This window comes from Pollutimonas bauzanensis (assembly GCF_900129885.1).
GTDB lineage: Bacteria > Pseudomonadota > Gammaproteobacteria > Burkholderiales > Burkholderiaceae_B > Pollutimonas > Pollutimonas bauzanensis.
Genome location: NZ_FQXE01000014.1, coordinates 43,081 through 65,446, shown reverse-complemented (window position 1 = coordinate 65,446; position 22,366 = coordinate 43,081). Strand labels below are relative to the sequence as shown.

The window sequence follows — 22,366 nt, the reverse complement described above, 5'->3', positions numbered from 1 at the left end:
TTAAGAGACACTGCCGGCGCTCGCAACAAGCGCCCGGATCTATCGATTCGAAGGAAGTCATCCGCCAGTTGTGGGTTCTGGACAGACAAAGTCGGATATTTTAACGTTTTTCAACAAGGGCGTTTTCCAGCTGGATACGGCCCTTGACGCAGCGTATCCACACCGCGCCGTGCTTGACCCGCATCTGCCTGTCGTGGCCCAGGGCGTGCAGGCCGCGCAACTGGCGCATGATGTCTTGCAGCCGGGCATCGGTGGGCATGCGCAGCCCCTGGCGCGACAGCCAATAGCGCAATACCAGGGCCTGGCGGGCGGCCGACAGCGAACGCCAGGCGGCCAGGGAAAAGCTGCCGGCATCGGGGGCCGGATCCAGCTGCGCAAAGTCCAGGGCGGCGACCTCGTCCAATACTTCCTGCATTTGCGCGCTCTGGCGCGCATGGCGCACCACATTGCCCTGCCACCCGGGCCAGCGCTGGTTCAGCGCGGGCACCAGGCGTTCGCGCACCGCGGCGCGGGTGTATTGATCGTCGGAATTGCTGGGGTCTTGCACGGGCGCCCAGCCGCTGACTTCAAAGAATCGGCCGGCCTGATCGAGGATGGCCGCGCGATCGACATCCAGCCAGGGGCGCAAATAGGTCAGGCCCTGGCGCTGCGTTGCGGCGGACATGGCGGCCAGGCCCGCCGGACCGGAGCCGCGCAACAGCCGCAGCAGGACGGTCTCGGCCTGGTCGTTGCGATGATGCGCCAGCAGGATATGCCGCAGCCCGGCCTGCCCCGCCAGCCGCTCGAGGGCGTCATAGCGGGCGTCGCGGGCCGCCGACTCCATGCCCGCGCCGGACGCCATGTCCACCCGCACCGCCAGGCTGTGGCACGGCACGCGCAGCCACTGGGCCAGATCGTGCGCATGCGCCAGCCAGCGCTCGGCGCTGTCCTGCAAGCCGTGATGCACGTGAAAGCAATGCAGTTCGATATGGTTGCGATGGGCAAAGATGGCGGCATGCACCGCCAGCATGGCGGAATCGGCGCCGCCGCTGAGCGCCACGGCAACGCGCCGGGGCGGCTGCGGCAAGGCGGCCAGGGCCCGGCCTATGGCCTGCAGCAGACCGGGCGACCCGAACTCCCGCCAGAACGCGTCGGTGGCCATGGCGCGCTAGCTGATGGTTTCCTGGAAACGGCCGTAAGACATCAGGCGCTGCAGACGGTGTTCGATCAATTGCTCCGGGCTCATGCCGGACAATTGGCGCAGAGAATCCGACAGGGCGCGGCTGAGCTGGCGCGCCATCACCACCGGATCGCGATGCGCGCCGCCCACCGGCTCGTTGACGATGCGGTCGATGAGGCCCAGGTCCTTGAGGCGCGGGGCCGTAATGGCCAGCGCCTCGGCCGCCGTGGGGGCCTTGTCGGGGCTGCGCCAGAGGATGGAGGCGCAGCCTTCAGGCGAAATCACGGCATAGGTGGAGTACTGCAGCATCATGACGACATCGCCGATGGCGATAGCCAATGCGCCGCCCGAACCGCCCTCGCCGATGATGGTGGCTATGATGGGCACTTTGAGTTCGGCCATGGCGTACAGGTTATGGCCTATGGCTTCGGACTGGCCGCGCTCTTCCGCCCCGATGCCGGGGTAGGCGCCGGGGGTATCGACGAAGGTGAAAATGGGCAGCCGGAACTTTTCGGCGAGGCGCATCAGGCGCAAGGCCTTGCGGTAGCCTTCGGGGCGCGGCATGCCGAAATTGCGCATGGCGCGCTCTTTGGTGTCGCGCCCTTTCTGATGGCCGATGATCATGCATGGCGTGCCGTTGAAGCGCGCCAGCCCGCCGATGATGGCCTGGTCGTCGGCATACATGCGGTCGCCGTGCAGCTCGTGGTAATCCGTGAAGATTTCGCGCACGTAGTCCAGGGTATAAGGGCGCTGCGGGTGCCGGGCGACCAGCGCGGTCTGCCACGGCGTAAGCTTGGAATAAATGCTTTTGGCCAGGGCCTGGTTTTTTTGTTGCAGACGCCCGACCTCTTCCGAAATATCCACGGCAGAATCGGTTTGAACGAAACGCAGCTGCTCGATTTTGTTTTCGAGCTCGGCCAGAGGCTGTTCAAATTCCAGGAAGGTATTACGCATAAGGGCTTGATATCCAGATTAGAGCATTCGCTTTGTTTAGTACTGAACAGCGGCCGGATCAAGGCTGCGCCACAAGTACCACGTGGCCACCGTGCGCCACGGCGCCCAGGCCTGGGCGACTTCCCGGGCCTCGAAACGCGAAACGGGCTCACCACTAAAGTAGTGTAACGAAATTGCCTTGAGCAGGCTCGAATCGTCCAGGGGAAGGATGTCGGGACGCTGCAGATTGAAAATAAGAAACATCTCGGCCGTCCACCGCCCTATGCCCCGGATGGCGCAGAGATCGGCGATCACCTCTTCGTCGTCCATGCTGTCCCACAAGGCGGGTTTGACCTTTTTCTCGGAAAAGTGGATGGCAAGGTCGAGTATGTATTCGGACTTGCGCTTGGACAGGCCGGCCAGGCCGCTATCGGCCTCGGCCAGCTTGATGACCGAGCGCGGCGTCGGCTGGCGCCCGCAAGCCTCGGTAAAGCGCTGCCACATGGCGTCGGCGGCCTTGATGGAAATCTGGTGCCCCACAATGGCGCGGGCCAGCGTGACGAAGGGGGTGGCCGACGGGGCCAGCCACTCGGATTCGTGGCGGGGAATCAGCTTCTTGAGGATGCGGTCGCGCCCCATGAGGTGCAGCGAGGCTTCGTCCCAGAATTCAGGTTTGTCTTGCACTGTGATCGGGTTCTCTGACATTGGCATCTCCTAGGCGCGGCGCCACTGCGTCACGCCGCCCGCCTTGTCTTCGAGCTCGACTCCGCCATGCTGCAGCTGGGCGCGCAGGCGGTCGGCTTCGGCGAAATCGCGCTCTTTCTTGGCCGCGGCTCGGGCGGCGATCAGGGCTTCGATCTGCTCATTCGACAAGGAATCCGCCGCCGCGCCATCGCCGCGCTGGTAGCGGCTGGGCGACTGCAGGTACACGGACGGATCGGACTGCAGCAGCCCGAGCAGGCCGCCCAGCGCCCGCATCAGGCCCGCCGCCTGCGCCGAGCCGCTGCGATTGGCTTCGGAGGACAGTTCGAACAAGGCGGCAATGGCGCCGGAGGTATTGAAGTCGTCGTCCATGGCCGCGCGGAATGCCTGGGCGCCGGGATGGCCCCAGTCGATATCCACCTGGGCGGGAGGCACGTTGTGCAGGGTCTGGTACAGGCGGTCCAGGGCGTTCTGCGCATCCAGCAGATTGTCGGGCGCGTAATTCTGCGGGCTGCGGTAATGATTGCGGACGATGAAGAAGCGCAGCATTTCGGCCTCGCGCGGGTTGGGCTCGTAGTCCGGCTGGTCGTCGGACAGCGCCGCATCGGCGGCAATGGTGTCGCGTATCCTGCGGAAATTGCCCAGGGACTTGGACATCTTGTCGGCATCGACCATCAGCGGGCCGCAATGCATCCAGATCGATGCCAGCGTGCCGCCGAACGCGCCCTCGGTCTGGGCGATTTCGTTTTCATGATGGGGAAATTTCAGGTCGGGCCCGCCGCCGTGGATGTCCAGCGGCAAGCCCAGCAGCGCCTTGCTCATGGCCGAGCATTCGATATGCCAGCCCGGCCGGCCCATGCCATAAGGCGATTCCCATTGCGATTCGGGCGGTTCGTCGGCCTTGGCCGATTTCCACAGAACGAAGTCCAGCGGGTCGCGCTTGCCCGAGGTTACGGCCACCCGTTCGCCCGCGCGCAGGTCGTCGAGCGATTTGCCCGAAAGCTTTCCGTAGCCCGGGAAGTTGCGCACCGCGTAGTTGACGTCCCCGTCGTCGGACTGATAGGCCAAGCCATTGTCTTCCAGGCGCTTGATGATGCCCAGCATCTCGCCCACATGGTCGGTCGCGCGCGGTTCGGCATCCGGCGCGGCCACGGCCAGGGCGCGTTCGTCCGCATGCATGGCGGCGATGTAGAACGACGTGACCTCGCTCAGGCGGCGGCCGCTTTGGACGGCCCGCCGTATGATCTTGTCGTCGATATCGGTGATATTGCGCACATAGTTCACCTTGTAGCCGCTGGCGCGCAGCCAGCGCTGCACGACATCGAAGCTCACCAGCATGCGGGCGTGCCCGAGATGGCAGAAATCGTAGACCGTCATGCCGCATACATACATGCGGACCCGTCCGGGTTCTACGGTTTTCAATGGCTCTTTGGCGCGGGAAAGGGTGTTATAAATGTGCAGCATTTGCGGTAAATATCTATAAATAAATACGATTGCGGGCCGGATCAGGGCAGATCCGGTTGCAGTAAACTGGGTGCTAGGCGCAAAGCATGGCTAAAATGGCGGTCGATAAGTATAGCAAGCGGGCGCAACTGACGCTGTGCCAGTCAGGCCCGCTTTCTGATTCAGCGTTGATGCTATACCACCAACACAACCCTCACATATAGGTGCATAACCTGTGTTTCGAATTTCTTGTCCTGTGTTAGCGATCGCCCTTGTTGCGGGCGGGCTGTCGGTACAAACAGCCGGTGCCCAGACCCCCGTGCCCGGCCTCGAGCCACACGTCGATCTTACCGCCACACTGGATGCCGGTCCAGGCAGGGCCGTATTCGGCGACAAATCAGGCGGCATCCTGGTGCGCATGGGCAATCTGAAGGCCGCCGACGACGGCAAGCTGTTCCACGACGCCCGCCCCGAGGAAGGCGGCTGGAAAGGCCTGGCCAGGCTGCTGGAGGCCCTGACCCCCAGCGTGGACACCGAGCTGCCCCTGACCGCGTCGCAGATCACGGCGCGGATTTCGGCCATGCTGGACGAAGGAAAAAACCAGGCCGCGCTGGAGGTCATCGAAAAACGCGCGGCGCAGCTGGAAGCCCGGGGCGGCCTGGGCACCGATGTGCAACTGATGTTTCTGCGGGGCCGGGCGCTGGCCGCGCTGGGCCGCCACGACGAAGCGATAGAGCTCTACCTGAAGATGACCACTCTTTATCCGGAACTGCCGGAGCCCTGGAACAATCTGGCGGCGGAATATGTTAAACAGGGCAAGCTGGAGATGGCGCAGGACGCCCTGACCATGGCGCTTGCGGCCAGCCCCAACTACGGCGCGGCGCGGGCCAATATGGGCCAGGTGCAGCTCATGCTGGCGCGGCAGTCGTTCGAGGGCGCCGCGCAATTGGGCGTGGGCGGCTCGCAGGCCAAGGCGAAAGCGGCCGCCGAACTCCTGAAAAAATAAGCTACCCGGAACCTACTCTGCCTATCATGCCTACACTTTCTTTCCTTACCCGTTCATTTAGCCCCGCGCTGCGCATTTTCAGCCTCGCCTGCGCGACATCACTGGCCCTTTGCCTGGGCGGCGCAGCACAAGCCGCTACCTCAACCCCAACTCAAGGTAAACCTATGAGCACAACACCTCACGTCAAACTTCAGACCAACCACGGCGACCTGCTGATAGAACTCGACGCCGAAAAAGCGCCCAAAACCGTCGAAAACTTCCTGACCTATGTCAAAGAAGGCTTCTACGACGGCACGGTGTTCCATCGCGTCATCAATAATTTCATGGTCCAGGGCGGTGGTTTCGATGCCGACATGAAGCAGAAGCAAACCCATGCAACGGTCGAAAACGAAGCCAACAACGGCCTCAAGAACGACCGCTACACGCTGGCCATGGCGCGCACCTCCGATCCTCATTCCGCAACGGCTCAATTCTTCATCAACGTGGCCGACAACGATTTCCTCAACTTCACGGCGCCTACGCCCAATGGCTGGGGCTATACGGTTTTCGGCAAGGTCATCGAAGGCACCGACATCGTCGACAAGATCAAGGCGGTAAAGACCGGCACCAAAGGCTTCCACCAGGATGTTCCGGTCGAAGACGTCCTCATCGAGAAAGCCACGGTCGTTGAATAAGATACCGCTGGCGGGCACGGTCTGGGTCGCCTCGGATATCCATCTGGGGCCCGATACGCCGGCCACCGCCCGCGCTTTCCATCTGTTCCTGGACAAGGCATGCGCTCAGGCGGATGCCTTGCTTTTATGCGGCGATATTTTCGATGCCTGGATAGGCGATGATTTCGCGCTGGCCTCGCCTCCCGAATGGCTGTCGCAAACGCTGGACAAGCTGGCCCGGGTATCCGCGCGGATGCCCTTGTGGCTGGGGCGCGGCAACCGGGACTTCCTGATGGGCGAGGCGCTGGCCCGGCGCGTGGGGGCGCGGCTTCTGCCTGACACGGTCTGCCTGGCCACGGACAGCGGCCCGGTGCTCCTGTCGCACGGCGACGAATACTGCGTCGCCGACGCCGGATACCAGCGCATGCGGCGCATCGTGCGCAACCCCGCGGTGCAAAAAGCCTTCCTGTCCTTGAGCCTGAAGCTGCGGCGCGGCATTGCCGACTGGGCCAGAAAACGCAGCATGGCCGCCAACCGCCAAAAGTCGCCGGGCATCATGGACGTCGACCAGGGCGCCATCGAACAGGCATTCCTGGATAGCGGTGTCGAGACACTGGTGCATGGCCATACGCATCGGCCGGCGGTCCACAGGCTGACCGTGGGCGGGCAGGCCCGCAGCCGCATCGTATTGCCCGACTGGGACTGCGACCATGCAGGCGCGCCGCGCGGCGGCTGGCTGGCCATAGACCGCCATGGCCCGGTACTGCGGCAGCTGCCCTAGACCGGCGCAGCGAGCGCCGCATGGCGCCCCTGGCGGCTCAACGCAATAACAGCCAGGCCAGCACCACCAGGCCCAAGGCAATGCGATACCACGCAAACGGCCGATAAGTGCGTTTGGACACGAAACGCGATACCGCGCGAACGACGATGAGCGCGCTGAAGAAAGCCCCCAGGAAACCCACCACGATGGCTTCGGTCTGCGCATCGGACAAGGCGCTGCTGTTGCGGTACAGATCGTAGACGGTGGCCGCCAGCATGGTCGGCATCGCCAGGAAAAACGAAAACTCGGTCGCCGTCTTGCGTTGTATGCCCGCCATCATCCCGCTGATGATGGTGGCGCCGGAACGCGAGGTGCCGGGCACCATGGCCAGGCACTGCGCGAGGCCGACCACCAGCGCCTGCTTCCAGGTGATCTGCTCGAGCGTGATCGCCGTGGCGTGCTGCGACGCCACGCTATCGCCCTCCCGCGCCGCAGGTTTGACGCGCAGCGGCCCGCCCAGCCCGTGCTTGGAATACTGCGGCTTGCGCTCCACCCACAGCATGATCAGGCCGCCGACGATCAACGTGACCACGAAGACCCCGGGATTGTGGAAAAGCGCCTTGATGTACTTGATCATCACGGCGCCTATGACGGCCGCCGGCAGGAAGGCGATGAGCAGATTGCGGGTAAACACCAGCTCGCCGCGCTCGCCGGCCAGCGTGCCGCGGATCAGCCGCCACAGGCGCGTCCGGAATATCCACATGACGGCCATGATGGAGCCGAACTGGATCACCACTTCGAATACCTTGTCGCTCCCGGATGAAAAGTCTATCCAGTCGCCGATCAACAGCAAATGCGCCGTGCTCGATACCGGGATGAATTCAGTGAAGCCTTCTATCAGGCCCAGGAACAGGGCCTTAAGCAAAAACCAGGTGCTGTCAGTCATACTCGCTCATGTCGTTGGTGTCGTCAATCTGATGGTAGCTGCGCTCTATCAGCACCGTCGCGATGCGGCGGCCGTCCAGGCGCACTACCGTGAATTTGAATGTCGCGTGCGCCTGCTTGAGCTCGCAGCTGTCGCCGGGGCGCGGCAAGTGGCCGAAGCGCTCAAGAAGATAGCCCGCCAGGGTCGAATAGCCTTCGTCATCGTCGACCAGGTCATCCGTATTGAGCAGCAGCTCCAGGTGATGCAGGTCGGCGGCGCCGTCCACGCGCCAGCGGTTCTCGCCTTCGACCACGATGTCGGGGGTTTCGTCTTCATCGGGAAATTCGCCGGCGATGGCCTCGAATACGTCGATGGGAGTGACCACGCCTTCGATGGCGCCGAATTCATCCGTCACCAGCACCAGTTGCCCGCGCGAACGCTTCAGCGTATCCATCAGGCGCAATACCCCTATGGATTCATGCACGATGATGGGATCGCGCAGACGCGACAGCCGTATGGCGCCCTGGGTGATCAGGTCGGCGATCATTTCCTTGGCGCGCCCTATCCCTATGACCTCATCGAGCGAGCCGCGGCAAACGGGGAAAAAACTGTGCGGTTCGCGGGCGATCTGCTCGCGCAGTTCGGCGGGGTCGTCGTCCAGATCGATCCAGGATACATCGGTGCGCGGCGTCATGATGGAATTGATGGACCGATCCGCCAGGGTGAGCACGCCGCTGACCATGTAGCGCTCTTCGTCGCCGAAAACCTGGGCGGGAGCCTCGGTCTCGGGCTGGTCCTGCTCGGGGCCCATCAGCGGGCGCTTGCCCAGCATGCGCAGCACCCCTTCGGCCGTGCGCTCGCGCAGCGGCCGGCGGGAATCGGCGCGCCGCATATTGCGCCTGGCCAGCTGGTTGAGCATTTCGATGACGACCGAAAAGGTGATGGCGGCGTACAGGTAGCCCTTGGGAACGGAAAAACCGAAACCCTCGGCCAGCAGCGAGAAACCGATGGTCAGCAAAAAGCCCAGGCACAGGATGACCACGGTGGGATGGGCATTGACAAAGCGCGTCAAGGGCTTGGAGGCCACCAGCATGAGGCCGATGGCTATCACCACGGCGATCATCATGATCGCCAGGTGGTCGACCATGCCTACGGCCGTAATCACCGCGTCTATGGAAAAGACCGCGTCGAGGATGACGATCTGCGTGACGATGACCCAGAAGCTGGCATGCATGCGCGCCCCGGAGGCATGCGCCATCCGGCCTTCGACCCGTTCGTGCAATTCCAGCGTGCCCTTGAAAAGCAGGAAGAAGCCGCCGACGATCAGGATCAGGTCGCGTCCTGAAAAGTCCATCGGGCCGACGGAAAACAGCGGATCGGTGAGCTTGATCAGCCACGACATGACCGACAGCAGGACCAGGCGCATCAGCAGGGCCAGCGACAGGCCCACCACGCGGGCGCGGTCGCGCAAGGCTGGCGGCAGCTTGTCTACCAGGATGGCGATGAAAATCAGATTGTCTATGCCCAGCACAATCTCTAGAATGACCAGTGTCAGCAAGCCGACCCAGGCCGAGGGATCCAGCATCCACTCCATCAAGAAGCTCCGTAAGACAAGCAGCGACGCTCAAAAGACAAAGCCGGGCGCATGGCGCCCGGCTTGTGGCGGTGGTCAGTCCTGCAGGTGTCCCAGCATCTGGGTAAAAATCTTGGGCGTGGCGGCCAGCACGCTGCCGCTTTTCATCCAGCCCTGCTCGCCGTCGAAGTCGGCGATCAGGCCGCCAGCTTCGAGTATCAGCAGGCCACCCGCCGCCAAGTCCCAGGGCTTGAGGTTGACCCCGCAGTAGCCGTCCAGGCGCCCGGTGGCCACATAGGCCAGGTCCAGCACCGTGGAGCCCAGGCGGCGCGCCGACGCGCATTCGGACAGCATGCTGGAAAAGCGCGTGTTGGCGGCCACCACGCCCGCCGAACCGGGCACATGGGCGCCCAGCAGGGCATCGTGATAGCGCGTCTGGCTCGACACCCGCACCCGCCTGTCATTCATGAAGGCGCCACCGCCGCGCGTGGCGGTGAACAATTCGTTGCGGGAGGGGTCGTAAATGACGGCCTGGGTGACCTGGCCGCGCTGGGCCAGGGCGATCGAGACGGCATAGATGGGCAGGCCGCGGATGAAATTGGTGGTGCCATCCAGGGGGTCGATGATCCATTGGAAGTCCGCCTGGGCATCGACGGCCTGGCCGGCGGCCAGGTGGGTGCCGGATTCCTCGCCCAGGAAGCCGTGGTCGGGATAGGCGCTGCGCAAAATATCGATTATGGCTTCTTCGGCGGCGTGATCCACTTCCGTGACATAATCCTTGGGCCCTTTGCGTGCCACTTGCAGGCGTTCCAGGTCGAGGCTGGCGCGGTTGATAATGGCGCCGGCACGGCGTGCCGCCTTGATGGCGGTGTTGAGCATCGGGTGCATAAAATTCCGTATTAAACAAAGAAACTGTCAGTGCCTGGCACAGCCAAATCCGACCGCCTGCATAGGCAAAAAGTCAGGCAACAAACGTTAGAAACGATCTATTTTAAATGACTCAGACGTTTTCCCCCGAAACGGACCACGCTTTCTCCCGCGTCCGGTTCATTATGGTACATCCCAGCCACCCTGGAAACGTGGGCGCGGCCGCCCGCGCCATCAAGACCATGGGTTTCCATGACCTGTGCCTGGTGGCCCCGCGCTTTCCCGACGTGCTCGATCTGCCCGAAGCGCAATCGCTGGCCAGCGGCGCCACCGATGTCCTGGCGGCGGTCAGCATCGTTCCCACGCTGCGGCAGGCCCTGGCGCCCGTCACCATGGCCTTTGCCCTGACGGCGCGGGCGCGCATGATAGGCCCTCCGCCCTGCGATATCCGCCAGGCCGCCGAAATCAGTTGCAGCCACCTGCGGCAGGCCGGCAGCCGGGTCGCCATCGTGCTGGGCACGGAAAGATCGGGCCTGACCAATGACGACATCGCCTTGTGCCAGCGCATCTGCCACATTCCGGCCAATCCGGAATACAGCTCGCTGAATGTCGCCCAGGCATTGCAATTGGCGGCCTGGGAATTGCGCTATGCCCTGGCGAGCGCGGCGTCATTGCCCTTGCTGCCCGTGACCGACGGCCACGCTGAAACCGGCGACGAGCCGGCCCCCAGCGAAAAAGTGCAGGCGCTCATGGCGCATTGGGAAGAAGCCCTGGTCGAAGTGGGCTTCCTGGACCCGCGCCATCCCAAGAAGCTGATGCCGCGCATGCGCCATCTGTTCGGCCGCAACGCCCTGAGCCGCGATGAAGTCGATATGCTGCGCGGCCTGTGCACCGCCATGATCAAGGCCGCGAAAAACCGTTGACCTGTGTCCGGGCCCGTCCACCTCGCGGCCTGCATGCCGCTCGGATTCGCCAGGCACAGAACAGTCCACAGGGACTGTTTTGTGTCCGGGCCCGTCCACCTCGTGGCCTGCATGCCGCTCGGATTCGCCAGGCACAAAACAGTCCGCAGGGACTGTTTTGTGTCCGGGCCCGTCCACCTCGCGGCCTGCATGCCGCTCGGATTCGCCAGGCACAAAACAGTCCGCAGGGACTGTTTTGTGTCCGGGCTCATCCAGCCGCCAGCGCAAGCCCTGTCAGGCGCGACAGTTCGGCTATGCCGGCGCCGGCCAGGTCGTCGACCAGCACCACCCTGCCGTCCTTGAGGTCGAAGACCGCCATGTCGGTGTACACGCGGGAGACGCAGGACAGGCCGGTCAGCGGATAGGTGCAGCGTTCCACCAGCTTGCTTTGCCCGTCGCGGGTCAGCAATTCCATCAGCACATAGACCGACTTGGCGCCTATCGCCAGGTCCATCGCGCCGCCCACGGCCGGAATGTCGTCGGGGCCGCCCGTGTGCCAGTTGGCCAGGTCGCCGTTGCGCGCCACCTGGAAGGCGCCCAGTACGCAGATGTCCAGGTGGCCGCCGCGCATCATGGCGAAGGAATCGGCATGATGGAAGTAGGCTCCTCCGGCAAGCAGGGTAACGGGCTGCTTGCCGGCATTGATGAGATCGGGGTCCTCGGCGCCGGGCGCGGGGGCGGGCCCCATGCCGATAACGCCATTCTCGCTGTGCAGCATGATTTCGCGGTCGGCCGGCAGGTAATTGCCCACTTTCGTAGGCAGGCCGATACCCAGGTTGACGACGCTGCCCTCGGGGATATCCTGGGCCACGCGGGCGGCCATTTGTTCACGATTCAGACGCTTCATTTCGCGGCTCCCACGGCTACCACACGTTGTACGAAAAGGCCGGGAGTCACAATGGCCTCGGGGTCCAGCGCCCCCAGCTCGACGATGCGGTCGACTTGGGCGACGGCGATGCGCGAGGCGGTGGCCATGATGGGGCCGAAATTGCGCGCCGTCTTGCGATAGACGAGATTGCCCCAGCGATCGGCGCAAAGGGCCTTGATCAAGGCGTAATCGGCGTGCAGCGGATATTCCAGGACATAGTCGCGGCCGTTGATATGGCGTTGCTCCTTGCCTTCGGCCAGCAGCGTGCCGGCCGCGGTGGGCGTGAAAAAGGCCCCGATGCCGGCCCCGCCTGCGCGTATGCGCTCGGCCAGGTTGCCCTGGGGGACCAGTTCCAGCTCTATCTTGCCGGCGTGATACAAGCCGTCGAACACATGGGAATCGACCTGCCGCGGAAACGAGCAAACGATTTTCCGCACGCGCCCCGCCGCCAGCAGCGCGGCCAGCCCCGTGTCGCCATTGCCGGCGTTGTTGTTGATGATGACCAAATCTCTGGCCCCCTGGTCCAGCAGCGCGTCGATCAACTCTGTGGGCTGGCCGGCGAGGCCAAAGCCGCCCACCATGATAGTGGCGCCGTCGGGGACATCGGACAAGGACTCCCGCAAGCTGTCAAAAATCTTGGAAATCATGCTGCATCCGCTTCCTGGCTAATAATAAATATGCTGATGAAAAAGCAAAGGCCGACCAGAGGGCCGGCCTTTGTCCGCTGCCTTGTGTCTTAGTCGACGGTGGCGCCGGAGGCCTTGACGACCTTGGCCCAGGTATCCACTTCCGATTTGATGAAGGCGCCGAATTCAGCCGGCGTGGTCTTGGCCGGCACAGCGCCCAGGTCGGCCAGGCGGGCCTGGACGTCCGGCTTGGCCATGGCCGCCTGGATGACCGAATTCAGCTTGTTCACCACGTCGTCGGGCGTGCCCTTGGGCGCGATGATGCCGAACCAGGAGGACACATCATAAGAAGGAAAGCCCGACTCCTGCATAGTGGGCAGGTCGGGGGCGGTCTTGGAGCGCTCGGCGGTCGTGACAGCCAGGGCGCGCAGCTTGCCGGCGACGACCTGGGGCCAGGCCGAAGGCATGTTGTCGAACATGTACTGGACTTGGCCGCCCATGAGGTCGGTGATGGCCGGCGAACTGCCCTTGTAGGGGATGTGCGCCGCGTCGATGTGGGCCAGCTGCTTGAACAGCTCGCCCGCCATGTGTATGGAAGTGCCGCTGCCCGAGGACGCGAAATTCAGCTTGCCGGGGTTGGCCTTGGCATATGCCACCAGTTCCTGCACCGTCTTGACGGGGACTTCGGGATTGACCACCAATATATTGGGAACCTTCACGCCCAGCGAGACCGGCGCAAAATCCTTGACCAGGTCAAAGCGCAGGTTCTTGTAGAGCGTCTGGTTGATGGCGCTGGTGACGGCCACCATGTACAAGGTATAGCCGTCGGGCGTGGCGCGCGAGACCATTTCAGTGGCGATATTGCTGCCTGCGCCCGGACGGTTTTCGACAACGACCGGCTGGCCCAGGGCGTCGCCTATTTCCTTGCCGAGAATACGCGCGACGACGTCGGTCGTGCCGCCCGCCGAAAACCCGACGACCAGGCGGATCGCGTGGTCGGGATATGCAGCCCAGGCGCCGCTGGTGAAACCTAGGGTGCCGGCAACCAGCATGCTGGCGGCTACGGCCTTGCCGCAAGCCGTGAGTGTGGAACGAATTGTCAAAGTGTCCTCCGGGGTTTTAGTGTCCATGTCGCGGACAGTTCTATAATAACTATCGAATTCTCCAATAAATCGCTGTTTTTTCCAACTTGCGCGTACATACTGTGGACACTTCCGATACCGACCATACCGAAGCCGGCCCGCGAACCCTGAGGCGGGGGTTGCAAATCCTGCGCACCCTCCAGGAAAACTCCGAATCCGGCCTGACCGTGACCAGCCTGGCGCGCCTCACCGGCTTGCAGCGCCCCACCATCTACCGCTTGCTTGCCGCGCTGGTCGAAGGCGGCTTCGCCAGGAATGTCAGCGGCAGCAAGCGCTTCATGGCCCACCGGAATTCGGCCGTGCCGGGCGTGGACCAGGACCCGCGCATAGCGCTGGCCTTCCCGGTATTGCAAAAGCTGGCAATGCTTACCGGGGACGCGGTTTTCCTGGTCGTGCGCGAAGGCCACGAATCGATCAGCCTATGGCGGGAAATCGGCGCATATCCGGTGCAGATCCTGGCGACCTTCGCCGGCAAGCGCCAGCCCCTGGGCGTGGGTTCGGGCGGCATGGCCTTATTGGCCAAGCTGGACGACGCCGCGGTGGAAGACATCATCGCCCGCAACAGCAACCGGCTCGAGCAGTATGGCGGCATGAGCGCAAGGGAAATGCGCCAGCTGGTGCAGAACACCAGGACGCGCGGGTATTCCGTGGTGGGAAATTATGCGGTGCGCGGCGCCCTCGGCGTCGGCTGCGCCTTGTGCGACGCCAGAAACCATCCCTACCTGGCGATCAGCGTCACGGCCATCACCGACCGCATGCCGGCCACCCGCCAGCGCGAAATCGCCCACCTGATCCAGGACGGGCTCAAAACCATCGCCGACAAAATCTAGGGCTGCGCCGGCTGGCACTTATCCCCAGCAACTGTGGATAAGCGCAAGGACAACCTTTTGATTACTCGAAACAATACTGTAATAACAAAGGCTTGCGCTTCATGCTCGATTACTGGCCAGCATGCCGGCCGCCCAGCGCGCGCTGCGCCGCGGCCGGCATGCCGGCGCGGCCCCGCTTAGGGCGATCGGCCGCTGATCAGGCGCACCAGAACCATGATGATGGCCACCACGATAAGAATATGAATGAAACCACCCACCGTGTATGAAGTAACCAGACCCAACAGCCACAGGATGACGAGTATCACTGCAATGGTATATAGCATTGGCTTTCCCTTCGTAAGTTCTTGATTTATGTGTCAACGACAAACCGCCACGTTGCAGGCGTGCCGCTGCAAGTAGCGTGCCCGGCCGTCGCGCCTCCCGCGGCGGCACGCCGCTTGCTGGAACCGGCATGACCCTTTGGTCGCTTATCAGGAGAAACCATGAAAAAACTTTTCGCAATCGCAGCGTGTTCGCTGCCCCTTCTTATTGCGCCCTCGGTGTACGCTCAGACCACTCCCGCGCCGGCCGCCGACCCGGGCAGCAGCGCGGCGCCGGCCGCGCCCGGGGCCCCGGGCGGCGAAGGCGCCACACCCGCCGCTCCCCCCATGAACAGCCCGGCGCCGGCGGAAACGGCGCCGGGCACCTCCGACAGCGCCGCCATGACTGAAGCCATTACGGGCTGGAGCGTGAAGGACAAGATCATGGGTAAAACCGTCTATAACGAAAAGGACGAGAAGGTCGGAGAAGTCAGCGATGTGGTATTGGCGTCGGACGGCAAGGCGGCCTATTTCATCGTGGGCGCCGGAGGCTTCCTGGGCATGGGCGCGCATGATGTCGCCGTGCCCTTCGAAAAAATCAACCAGGCCGACGATAAATTGATCCTGCAGGGATATACCAAGGAGCAGCTCAAGGCCCTGCCGCAGGTAAAGGTCGCCAAGTAAGGTTCGCGCACAAGCCGGCGGACGCGGCGCCATCGCCGCGCATGGCGTCCGCCCGCGCCGTCGCGATCACTGGCCATTAGTCGCCACGAGAAACCGTGTCCTGACATACGGAGCATTTGATGAAAAAGCCCAGCACCAGCCCGGAAAATCAAAAAACACCTTTCCCCACCCGCCAGGACAACCCGCGCGATGACGAGCCCGCCCTGGACAGCGCCCTGGAAGATAGTTTTCCGGCCAGCGACCCGGCCGCCGTCACCCCCGGCCGACGGGACCCCGTGGCCGAGCCTGGCGGGCCGCAGGGTGATGCCGGCCGCAAGGGCGGAAAAAAACCGCCTCCACCCTCGGAAAATGCCCTGGACGAGGGTCTGGAGGAAAGCTTTCCCGCCAGCGACCCGGTGTCCATAGACACGAAGAAACCTGGCAAACCGGCTTGACCATGGCAGCCAGGCGCGCAGGACCTGGCGCAAGCCGGGGAACCGTGCTGGTTTATCCAGCGCGCGAATATGAGCCCGAACATGAAAAACTGGTGCATTTCGAGCTGGGCAGACGCATTGCCGCCCTGCTCGGGATGCAGTTTGGCGGTGAATACGAGGCGGGCCGCGGCTATGCGGGGCGGCTCTATTTCATTCCCAGCGACACGCTTATCGGCGCGGAGCTGATCGAGGCCTTGGGGATAAAGACCGAAGCGGATCTTTTCGGCGGCGTGGCCCCCCATGCCTTCGTTCCCACCAAAGCCATAAGCCATGGCCTGCTTCTGCCCGATGCCTATGCTCCTGCCGGATGGTCGCATGACTTCACGCGCCTGGTGCAGGACGCCGTCCTGCGCGGCTATACCAGCTTCAGCCTGGACGACGCCCGCAAGGCGGGCGAACAATTGCTGCGCTATGGCTCGCTGCGCATCAAGCCCGTGCACGCCACGGCGGGCCGCGGCCAAGTCCTGGTTTCCGATGTGGCCCAGCTCGAAACGGCGCTCCGGGAATTGAATACCGAGCGCCTGGCCGATTGCGGCGTGGTGCTGGAGGAAAATCTGGATGAGGTCAAGACTTACAGCGTCGGCCAGGTCCGCCTGGCCAAGCTGGTGGCGAGCTATGTCGGCACCCAGCGCCTTACCGCCGACAACCGGGGCGAAATGGTCTACGGCGGATCCGACCTGATCGTCGCGCGCGGCGGCTTCGATGCGCTGCGCCTGGCGGACCTGCCGGCCGATTTCCGAACGGCCATTGCCAAAGCCCGGGCTTATGATCAGGCGGCGGGGCAATGCTACGCCGAGTTCTTTGCCTCGCGGCGCAACTATGACGTCGCCGGCGGCATGGACAGCGGCGGCACGCTGCGCTTCGGCGTACTGGAACAATCCTGGCGTACCGGCGGGGCCAGCAGCGCGGAGATCGCCGCGCTGGAAATCTTCCATGCGCAGGAACATATCCAGCTGGTCCGCGCCAGCACCCTGGAAATTTTCGGCCGGCAGGCCGAGCCCCCCTCTCACGCGGTGGAGATCTTTCGAGGCGAAGACAAGGAGCTCGGCCTGATCAGGAAATATGTAATGGTGGAGCCTTATGGGAACTAGCAGCACAAGCGTGGAAATAGTCGTCGAAGACGAGCATGTTGCCGGGACCTTCCTGGCGCCGCAATCCAAGGTCCCGGGCGTATTGTTCGTGCACGGATGGGGCGGCAGCCAGGAACGCGACCTGGATCGCGCCCGGGGGATAGCCGGGCTGGGCTGCGTATGCCTCACCTTCGACCTGCGCGGCCACGAAAGAGGCTCGGCCCGCCAGCAAACCGTGACGCGCGAGGACAATCTGCGCGACATCATCGCCGCCTATGACCTCCTGGCCCAGCATCCCGCCATCGACACGTCGTCCATTGCGGTGGTCAGCACCAGCTATGGCGGCTATCTGTCCACCATCCTGACCACCATGCGGCCCGTGAAGTGGCTGTCGCTGCGGGTGCCGTCGCTGTACCGGGATGCCGAGTGGAAGGTGCCCAAGCGCCAGTTGAATCGCGAAGACCTGGCCGTTTATCGAGGCGCGCCGGTGACTCCCGAAGAGAACCGGGCGCTCGCGGCCTGCGCGGCCTTCAGGGGGGATGTGCTCATCGTCGAATCCGAGCATGACCATCTGGTGCCCCATGCGACCATCATGAGCTACCGCGCCGCATTCCGCAATTCCCACTCGCTCACCCACCGCGTGGTGGACGGCGCCGACCATGCGCTGAGCGAAAAAGCCTGCCAACAGGCCTATACTTCCATCCTGGTAGGCTGGGTAACCGAAATGGTCGTCGGGGCGCGCGTGGGCGCCAAGTCGGGCAGGTTCTGATCCACAGCCATTGATTTCTCCGCTGGCGGCCCCACTTGACCACAATGACTCCATTTTCCATACTCGACCTTTCCCCCATCATCGAAGGCAGCGATGCCGCCCAGTCGTTTCGCAACACGCTGGACATCGCCCAGCATGGCGAGCGCTGGGGCTACAACCGTTACTGGATGGCGGAACATCACGGCATGCCGGGCATCGCCAGCGCGGCGACGGCCGTCCTGATCGGGCATGTGGCCGCGGGCACATCGACCATACGCGTGGGCGCGGGCGGCATCATGCTGCCCAACCATTCGCCGCTGGTCATCGCCGAACAGTTCGGCACCCTTGAATCGCTGTTCCCGGGCCGCATCGACCTGGGCCTGGGCCGGGCGCCCGGTTCCGACCAGATCACCGCGCGCGCCCTGCGGCGCAACCTCGCCTCGGATGCGGACGAATTCCCGCGCGATGTCGTGGAATTGATGGATTACTTGTCTGACGAACCCAGGCAAGCCGTGCAGGCGGTGCCCGGCAAGGGCGCGAAAGTCCCGCTCTGGATACTCGGTTCCAGCCTGTTCGGCGCGCAGCTGGCGGCGGCGCTCGGCCTGCCCTACGCCTTCGCCTCGCACTTCGCTCCCCAGCAGATGATGCAGGCGGTCCAGCTGTATCGCAGCACCTTCCAGCCGTCGGAGCATCTGCAAAAGCCGTATGTAATGCTGGGCTTCAACGTGTTCGCGGCCGATAGCGACGAACAGGCCCACTTCCTGGCGACATCATGGCAGCAGTCCTTCGTCAACCTGCGCAGCGGCCGCCCTTCGCGCCTGCCGCCGCCCATGAAAGGCTATCTGGAGCAGGTCGGTCCGCAGGCGCAGGAACTGCTGCAGCACGTGCTCTCATGCTCGGCCATCGGCGCGCCGGATACCGTGGCCGCCCAATTGCAGGCATTCCTGGACAAGACCGGCGCCGACGAATTGATGATCACCTCCAATATGTTCGACCACGCGGCGCGGCTGCGTTCCTATGAAATCACCGCCCAGGTGCGCCAGGGCCTGGCGCCGCGCTGACCGCGCCTGCGGACCGCGGCGGCGGTGTCTACAATGACGAAACCGGCCTTGAACCGCCCTGCGCCGCAGGGCGGCGGCCGTTACCCGAGTGTGCCAGATATGAATGAAGCAAGCTCCATCGCCTCGCGCCTCGCGCAAGTCCAGGACCGCATCCGCGCCGCGGCGCTGCGGGCCGGCCGGGCGCCCGACGCGGTCGCCCTGCTGCCTGTCAGCAAAACCTTTGGCGAAGAAGCCATACGGGAGGCGGTGCGCATCGGCATTCATCGATTCGGCGAAAACAAGGCGCAAGAAATCCGGAGCAAGTACGCTCCCCTGGCCGACTGCCATATCGACTGGGTCATGATAGGGCACCTGCAAACCAACAAGGCCAAGGACATCGCCCGCATGGCCGCCGAGGTGCAGTCCCTGGACCGCATGGAACTGGCCATCGCGCTGGACCGCCGCCTGCAGCTTGAAGGCCGGGCCATGGACGCGCTGGTTCAGGTCAAGACCTCCACCGAACCCAGCAAATACGGGCTGCCCCCCGAGGAACTGCCCGCCTTCCTGCGCCGGCTTGCCCGGGAGACGCCCGCTTTGCGGGTGCGCGGCCTGATGACCCTGGCCATCAACGCCCCCAGCCAGGATGCCGTGCGCGCCTGCTTCCGGACGCTGCGCGAACTGCGCGACCAGGCGCAAAACGAAGCCATAGAGGGCGTCGACCTGAGCCGCCTGTCCATGGGCATGAGCGGCGACTTCGAAATCGCCATCGAAGAAGGCTCCACCGAAGTCCGCATAGGCACCGCGATATTCGGCGGGCGCATCTATGGGGATGATTATTATTGGCCGGAGGGCCGGAGCTCATAGTCATCGGCGTCGGCGATCGGCCATCCATTGCTGCAGCCCGGCGGCGGCCATCGGACGGGCGAACAGATATCCCTGGATGATGGGCTGACCGCGCTCGGCGAGAAAGCGGCGCTGGAATTCCGTTTCGACCCCTTCGGCGACCACGCGCATGCAAAGCATCTCGCCTATGCGCAGCACTGAAGTCGTCAGGGCGCGCGCCGCCTCGTTGTGCTCCAGGTCCTGGATGAAGCTCTTGTCGAGCTTGATTTCATCGAATGGCAGCCGATGCAGATAGCCCAGGCTCGAATACCCCGTGCCGAAATCGTCCAGCGACAGGGATATGCCATGGTCGTGGATGGCCGCGATCGTGCGCCGCACCACCGGACCATGCTCGAGCATGCCGTGCTCGGTCAATTCCAGCGTCAGGCGCCGGGGCGCCAGCCCGTGCTCGCGCAAAGTTCGGGACAGGAAAGCGGGCAATTCGGCTTCCTTGAAATTCGCGGCGGTAAGGTTTACCGAGACCCGCGGCACGCGCAAGCCGGCGCCTTCCCACTGCGCCATTTGCGCGCAGGCGCGCGACACGCACCAATGCCCGAGCTCGCCTATCAGGCCGGCGGCCTCGGCCAAGGCGACGATGCGCAGCGGCGAAACCGCGCCCAGCGTGGGATGGTTCCAGCGCAGCAAGGCTTCCACGCCTACCAGCCTGCGTTGGCCGATGTCGAGCTGCGGCTGGTAATGCAGCTCCAGCCCGTCCTCGCGCAGCGCCAGGCGCAGCGATGCCTCCAGGACGGCGCGCTCCTGCACGGCCTGGTTGATCTCGGCGCTGAAGAAACAATAGCCATTGCGGCCATTGGCCTTGGCCTGGGACATCGCCATGTCGGCGTGATGCAGCAGCATGTCCAGGCTGTCGCCGTCGGCGGGAAAAATCGCCACGCCGAAACTTGCCTCGGCGTGTTGCGACAGCCCCGTGTCCAGGCTGGCCAGCGACAGAATCTCGGAGGACAGCCGCCGGATCAGCTGCACGGCCTGATCCGCGCCGCAGCACGGAACCAGAATCACGAACTCGTCGCCCACCAGCCGGGCCACGATGTCGTTCTCGCGCACGCATGCCTGCAGCCTGCCGGCCAGGTCGCGCAATAGCGCATCGCCGGCGGCATAGCCCTGGGCATCGTTGATGTGCTTGAAATGATCCAGGTCGATGAGCACCAGCGCGGCGGGCTGCTGGCCGGCCCGCGCCTCGTCCAGCAAGGGCCCGGCCATCATTTGCAACATGCTGCGGTTGGGCAGGCGGGTGAGCGGATCATAGAAGGCCAGTTCATGGATATGCGCCCTGGCCCGGTCGCGCTCCAGCATCAGCGCGCAGACCTGCACGCTGATGGCCGCGATCTTCCTGTGCAGGGCGTCCGGGCCGCGCGGCTCGCCAGAGTAAATGGTGAAGACTCCCAGCACCTTGCCATCGGGCGCGGTGATCGGGATCGCCCAGCATGCCCCCATTTCGGCGGGCCAGGCAAGGCTCGCATGCCGCTGCCGCAGCGGCAGCGCGGCGCTGTCCTGCGCCAGGACCGCCTCGGCGCGCCGGGCGGCGAGGCCCCAAGGCCCCGCCTGCGGCCCGGCCGCAAGCCCATCGAGCGATTGCGCATGAGCCGCTGGCAAGCTGGGCGCGGCCAGCGGCCTGAGGCGCCCGGCCTCATCGACGGCCAGGATAAGCACAGCCAGGCCGGGCGCAATCCTTTCCACTTCCAGGCAAACCAGCGACATCATTTCTTCCAGCGCCGCGTCCCGCACCGTGGCCTCGAGAACGCGCCGGATCAGCACCTCGTGCAGCTTGGTCAGCGTGATGTCCGTCATGACGCACAGGAATCCGCCGTCCTCGGGGCTGCCGGAAAGCGCATTGACCGTCGCCGAAACCCAGCGCGGCAGCCCCGATAGCGCGTAGGCCAGCATATCGGCCTGGCTGCTTTTCCCGGCGAGGAGGGCTGAATGAATGCGCTCGATGGCGGCGAGGTCGGTGTCGCGGCCGCCAAGAATCTCGCCGGGACGGCGCCCCAGCGCCTGGTCCGCCGCATGGCCGAACATGCGAGTGAAGCCCGCATTGACATAGGTAATGCGAAAGTCCCCATCGCATGCCATGACTGCGCTGTCGCTGTCGTGGACCGCCCGCAGGCAGCGCTTGCGTTCCTGCGCGCGGCGCCGCTGCCTGGTCACGTCGCCGAAGACGGCGCAATAAAGCGCGGGCCGCCCCGGCACATCTATCGCCGATACTGACACGCGGACCCAGCGCCGCTCTCCATCGCGGCGCTCGATGGCCAGCTCGCGTCCATTTGGCGACCCGCGGACCGAGGCCGGGCAGTGCCCGGCGCCGGCCCTTGCGGGCAGCGCCCCCGGCGCCACGGCGTGAATATCCTTGCCCAGCGCTTCGGCGCGGGGCATGCCCCAAAGTGCTTCCGCCGCCGCGTTGAAGAAAACAATGCGGCCATGGTGATCCACCACGGCGACACCGTCAGGCGCCTGTTCCAGCACCTGTATCGAAATGCTGCTCATATCCATTGAATGGCCAATGCTTTCAAGCTCTATCGTCATGCCCACATCTCCGCTTTGGCGGTCCTCGATTGTCCGGCCTCGAAAGGCCTCTCCGGCCGACCCGAAAGGTGTCCGGATAGCTTCTATAACTTGGCGATGAAGTGTCAGGTTTTATCGCATATCGATGCTAAGCTGACGCATCTGGAGCCCTGACTGGACGCCTGGCTGGCCTACACCCCA

At 64.1% G+C, this 22,366-nt stretch carries 23 protein-coding genes; 11 read left to right on the top strand and 12 right to left on the bottom strand.

The genetic code is table 11. From position 1 onward, the window contains the following. Positions 1 to 100: 100 nt before the first annotated feature. The 4 genes from tilS to cysS are packed head-to-tail and all read right to left on the bottom strand — an operon-like array spanning position 101 to position 4,258. A complete protein-coding gene (gene tilS, locus BUB23_RS20780; protein WP_073107279.1) occupies positions 101 to 1,141 on the bottom strand; it encodes a tRNA lysidine(34) synthetase TilS in 1,041 nt (346 codons plus the stop codon). A 6-nt stretch (positions 1,142 to 1,147) separates the two neighbouring features. Then, positions 1,148 to 2,113: an acetyl-CoA carboxylase carboxyltransferase subunit alpha gene (locus BUB23_RS20775; protein WP_073107276.1), complete on the bottom strand. Its 966-nt coding sequence runs from the start codon at positions 2,111 to 2,113 to the stop codon at positions 1,148 to 1,150. Between the two features lie 36 nt (positions 2,114 to 2,149). Continuing rightward, complete coding sequence (locus tag BUB23_RS20770; protein ID WP_073107270.1) at positions 2,150 to 2,797, bottom strand: DNA-3-methyladenine glycosylase family protein; 648 nt, start codon at positions 2,795 to 2,797, stop codon at positions 2,150 to 2,152. A 9-nt stretch (positions 2,798 to 2,806) separates the two neighbouring features. Next, a complete protein-coding gene (gene cysS, locus BUB23_RS20765; RefSeq protein ID WP_073107266.1) occupies positions 2,807 to 4,258 on the bottom strand; it encodes a cysteine--tRNA ligase in 1,452 nt (483 codons plus the stop codon). 235 nt (positions 4,259 to 4,493) lie between these two features. On the opposite strand from cysS, the gene BUB23_RS20760 reads away from it, so the two are divergent. The 3 genes from BUB23_RS20760 (at position 4,494) to BUB23_RS20750 (ending at position 6,677) form a co-directional block, all read left to right on the top strand. After that, positions 4,494 to 5,243, top strand: coding sequence for a tetratricopeptide repeat protein (locus BUB23_RS20760; RefSeq protein ID WP_245801344.1), 750 nt, complete (start codon positions 4,494 to 4,496; stop codon positions 5,241 to 5,243). A 164-nt stretch (positions 5,244 to 5,407) separates the two neighbouring features. Continuing rightward, positions 5,408 to 5,917 carry a peptidylprolyl isomerase gene (locus BUB23_RS20755; RefSeq protein ID WP_178372366.1) on the top strand — a complete coding sequence of 170 codons (510 nt, stop codon included), beginning with the start codon at positions 5,408 to 5,410 and terminating at the stop codon, positions 5,915 to 5,917. Next, complete coding sequence (locus tag BUB23_RS20750; protein ID WP_073107256.1) at positions 5,910 to 6,677, top strand: UDP-2,3-diacylglucosamine diphosphatase; 768 nt, start codon at positions 5,910 to 5,912, stop codon at positions 6,675 to 6,677. The genes BUB23_RS20755 and BUB23_RS20750 overlap by 8 nt, the downstream gene beginning before the upstream one ends. Before the next feature lie 37 nt (positions 6,678 to 6,714). Here the strand turns inward: BUB23_RS20750 and BUB23_RS20745 are convergent, their stop codons facing one another. From BUB23_RS20745 to BUB23_RS20735, 3 genes are all read right to left on the bottom strand, one after another. Continuing rightward, complete coding sequence (locus tag BUB23_RS20745) at positions 6,715 to 7,602, bottom strand: undecaprenyl-diphosphate phosphatase (protein WP_073107250.1); 888 nt, start codon at positions 7,600 to 7,602, stop codon at positions 6,715 to 6,717. Next, positions 7,595 to 9,175, bottom strand: a complete 1,581-nt coding sequence (locus tag BUB23_RS20740) for a TerC family protein (protein WP_073107246.1) — start codon at positions 9,173 to 9,175, stop codon at positions 7,595 to 7,597. Before BUB23_RS20740 ends, BUB23_RS20745 begins: the two co-directional genes overlap by 8 nt. 75 nt (positions 9,176 to 9,250) lie before the next feature. Further along, on the bottom strand, positions 9,251 to 10,042 hold the full coding sequence (locus tag BUB23_RS20735; protein ID WP_073107241.1) for an inositol monophosphatase family protein: 792 nt from the start codon (positions 10,040 to 10,042) through the stop codon (positions 9,251 to 9,253). Positions 10,043 to 10,149: 107 nt separating this feature from the next. Between BUB23_RS20735 and BUB23_RS20730 the strand changes: the two genes are divergently transcribed. Next, on the top strand, positions 10,150 to 10,944 hold the full coding sequence (locus BUB23_RS20730; RefSeq protein WP_073107234.1) for an RNA methyltransferase: 795 nt from the start codon (positions 10,150 to 10,152) through the stop codon (positions 10,942 to 10,944). A 247-nt stretch (positions 10,945 to 11,191) separates the two neighbouring features. On the opposite strand, the gene BUB23_RS20725 is transcribed toward BUB23_RS20730, so the two are convergent. The 3 genes from BUB23_RS20725 to BUB23_RS20715 all read right to left on the bottom strand — a co-directional run bounded on the left by BUB23_RS20725 (position 11,192) and on the right by BUB23_RS20715 (position 13,529). Further along, complete coding sequence (locus BUB23_RS20725) at positions 11,192 to 11,830, bottom strand: 3-oxoacid CoA-transferase subunit B (RefSeq protein WP_073107229.1); 639 nt, start codon at positions 11,828 to 11,830, stop codon at positions 11,192 to 11,194. Then, positions 11,827 to 12,498 (bottom strand): 3-oxoacid CoA-transferase subunit A, encoded by a 672-nt coding sequence (locus BUB23_RS20720; protein WP_073107224.1) that lies wholly within the window; start codon positions 12,496 to 12,498, stop codon positions 11,827 to 11,829. Before BUB23_RS20720 ends, BUB23_RS20725 begins: the two co-directional genes overlap by 4 nt. Before the next feature lie 89 nt (positions 12,499 to 12,587). After that, entirely contained in the window at positions 12,588 to 13,529 is a 942-nt protein-coding gene (locus tag BUB23_RS20715) for a tripartite tricarboxylate transporter substrate binding protein (RefSeq protein WP_073107222.1), read from the bottom strand. A gap of 152 nt (positions 13,530 to 13,681) precedes the next feature. Here BUB23_RS20715 and BUB23_RS20710 point away from each other — a divergent pair, with 152 nt between their 5' ends. After that, complete coding sequence (locus BUB23_RS20710; RefSeq protein WP_073107217.1) at positions 13,682 to 14,449, top strand: IclR family transcriptional regulator; 768 nt, start codon at positions 13,682 to 13,684, stop codon at positions 14,447 to 14,449. Between the two features lie 176 nt (positions 14,450 to 14,625). Here BUB23_RS20710 and BUB23_RS26845 read toward each other — a convergent pair whose 3' ends face one another. After that, on the bottom strand, positions 14,626 to 14,772 hold the full coding sequence (locus tag BUB23_RS26845; RefSeq protein WP_143161068.1) for a lmo0937 family membrane protein: 147 nt from the start codon (positions 14,770 to 14,772) through the stop codon (positions 14,626 to 14,628). 159 nt (positions 14,773 to 14,931) lie between these two features. Between BUB23_RS26845 and BUB23_RS20705 the strand changes: the two genes are divergently transcribed. From BUB23_RS20705 to BUB23_RS20680, 6 genes are all read left to right on the top strand, one after another. Then, complete coding sequence (locus BUB23_RS20705) at positions 14,932 to 15,432, top strand: PRC-barrel domain-containing protein (protein WP_073107211.1); 501 nt, start codon at positions 14,932 to 14,934, stop codon at positions 15,430 to 15,432. 119 nt (positions 15,433 to 15,551) lie between these two features. Next, positions 15,552 to 15,866 carry a hypothetical protein gene (locus tag BUB23_RS20700; RefSeq protein WP_218599107.1) on the top strand — a complete coding sequence of 105 codons (315 nt, stop codon included), beginning with the start codon at positions 15,552 to 15,554 and terminating at the stop codon, positions 15,864 to 15,866. Between the two features lie 44 nt (positions 15,867 to 15,910). Next, positions 15,911 to 16,996: a DUF3182 family protein gene (locus BUB23_RS20695; RefSeq protein ID WP_218599104.1), complete on the top strand. Its 1,086-nt coding sequence runs from the start codon at positions 15,911 to 15,913 to the stop codon at positions 16,994 to 16,996. Continuing rightward, on the top strand, positions 16,986 to 17,744 hold the full coding sequence (locus BUB23_RS20690; protein ID WP_073107205.1) for an alpha/beta hydrolase family protein: 759 nt from the start codon (positions 16,986 to 16,988) through the stop codon (positions 17,742 to 17,744). The genes BUB23_RS20695 and BUB23_RS20690 overlap by 11 nt, the downstream gene beginning before the upstream one ends. Positions 17,745 to 17,788: 44 nt before the next feature. Continuing rightward, positions 17,789 to 18,784, top strand: coding sequence for an LLM class flavin-dependent oxidoreductase (locus BUB23_RS20685; RefSeq protein ID WP_073107202.1), 996 nt, complete (start codon positions 17,789 to 17,791; stop codon positions 18,782 to 18,784). Between the two features lie 99 nt (positions 18,785 to 18,883). Then, positions 18,884 to 19,627 carry a YggS family pyridoxal phosphate-dependent enzyme gene (locus BUB23_RS20680; RefSeq protein ID WP_073107200.1) on the top strand — a complete coding sequence of 248 codons (744 nt, stop codon included), beginning with the start codon at positions 18,884 to 18,886 and terminating at the stop codon, positions 19,625 to 19,627. On the opposite strand, the gene BUB23_RS20675 is transcribed toward BUB23_RS20680, so the two are convergent. Then, a complete protein-coding gene (locus tag BUB23_RS20675; protein ID WP_084136171.1) occupies positions 19,628 to 22,186 on the bottom strand; it encodes a sensor domain-containing protein in 2,559 nt (852 codons plus the stop codon). It lies immediately after the preceding gene. Positions 22,187 to 22,366: the final 180 nt, after the last annotated feature.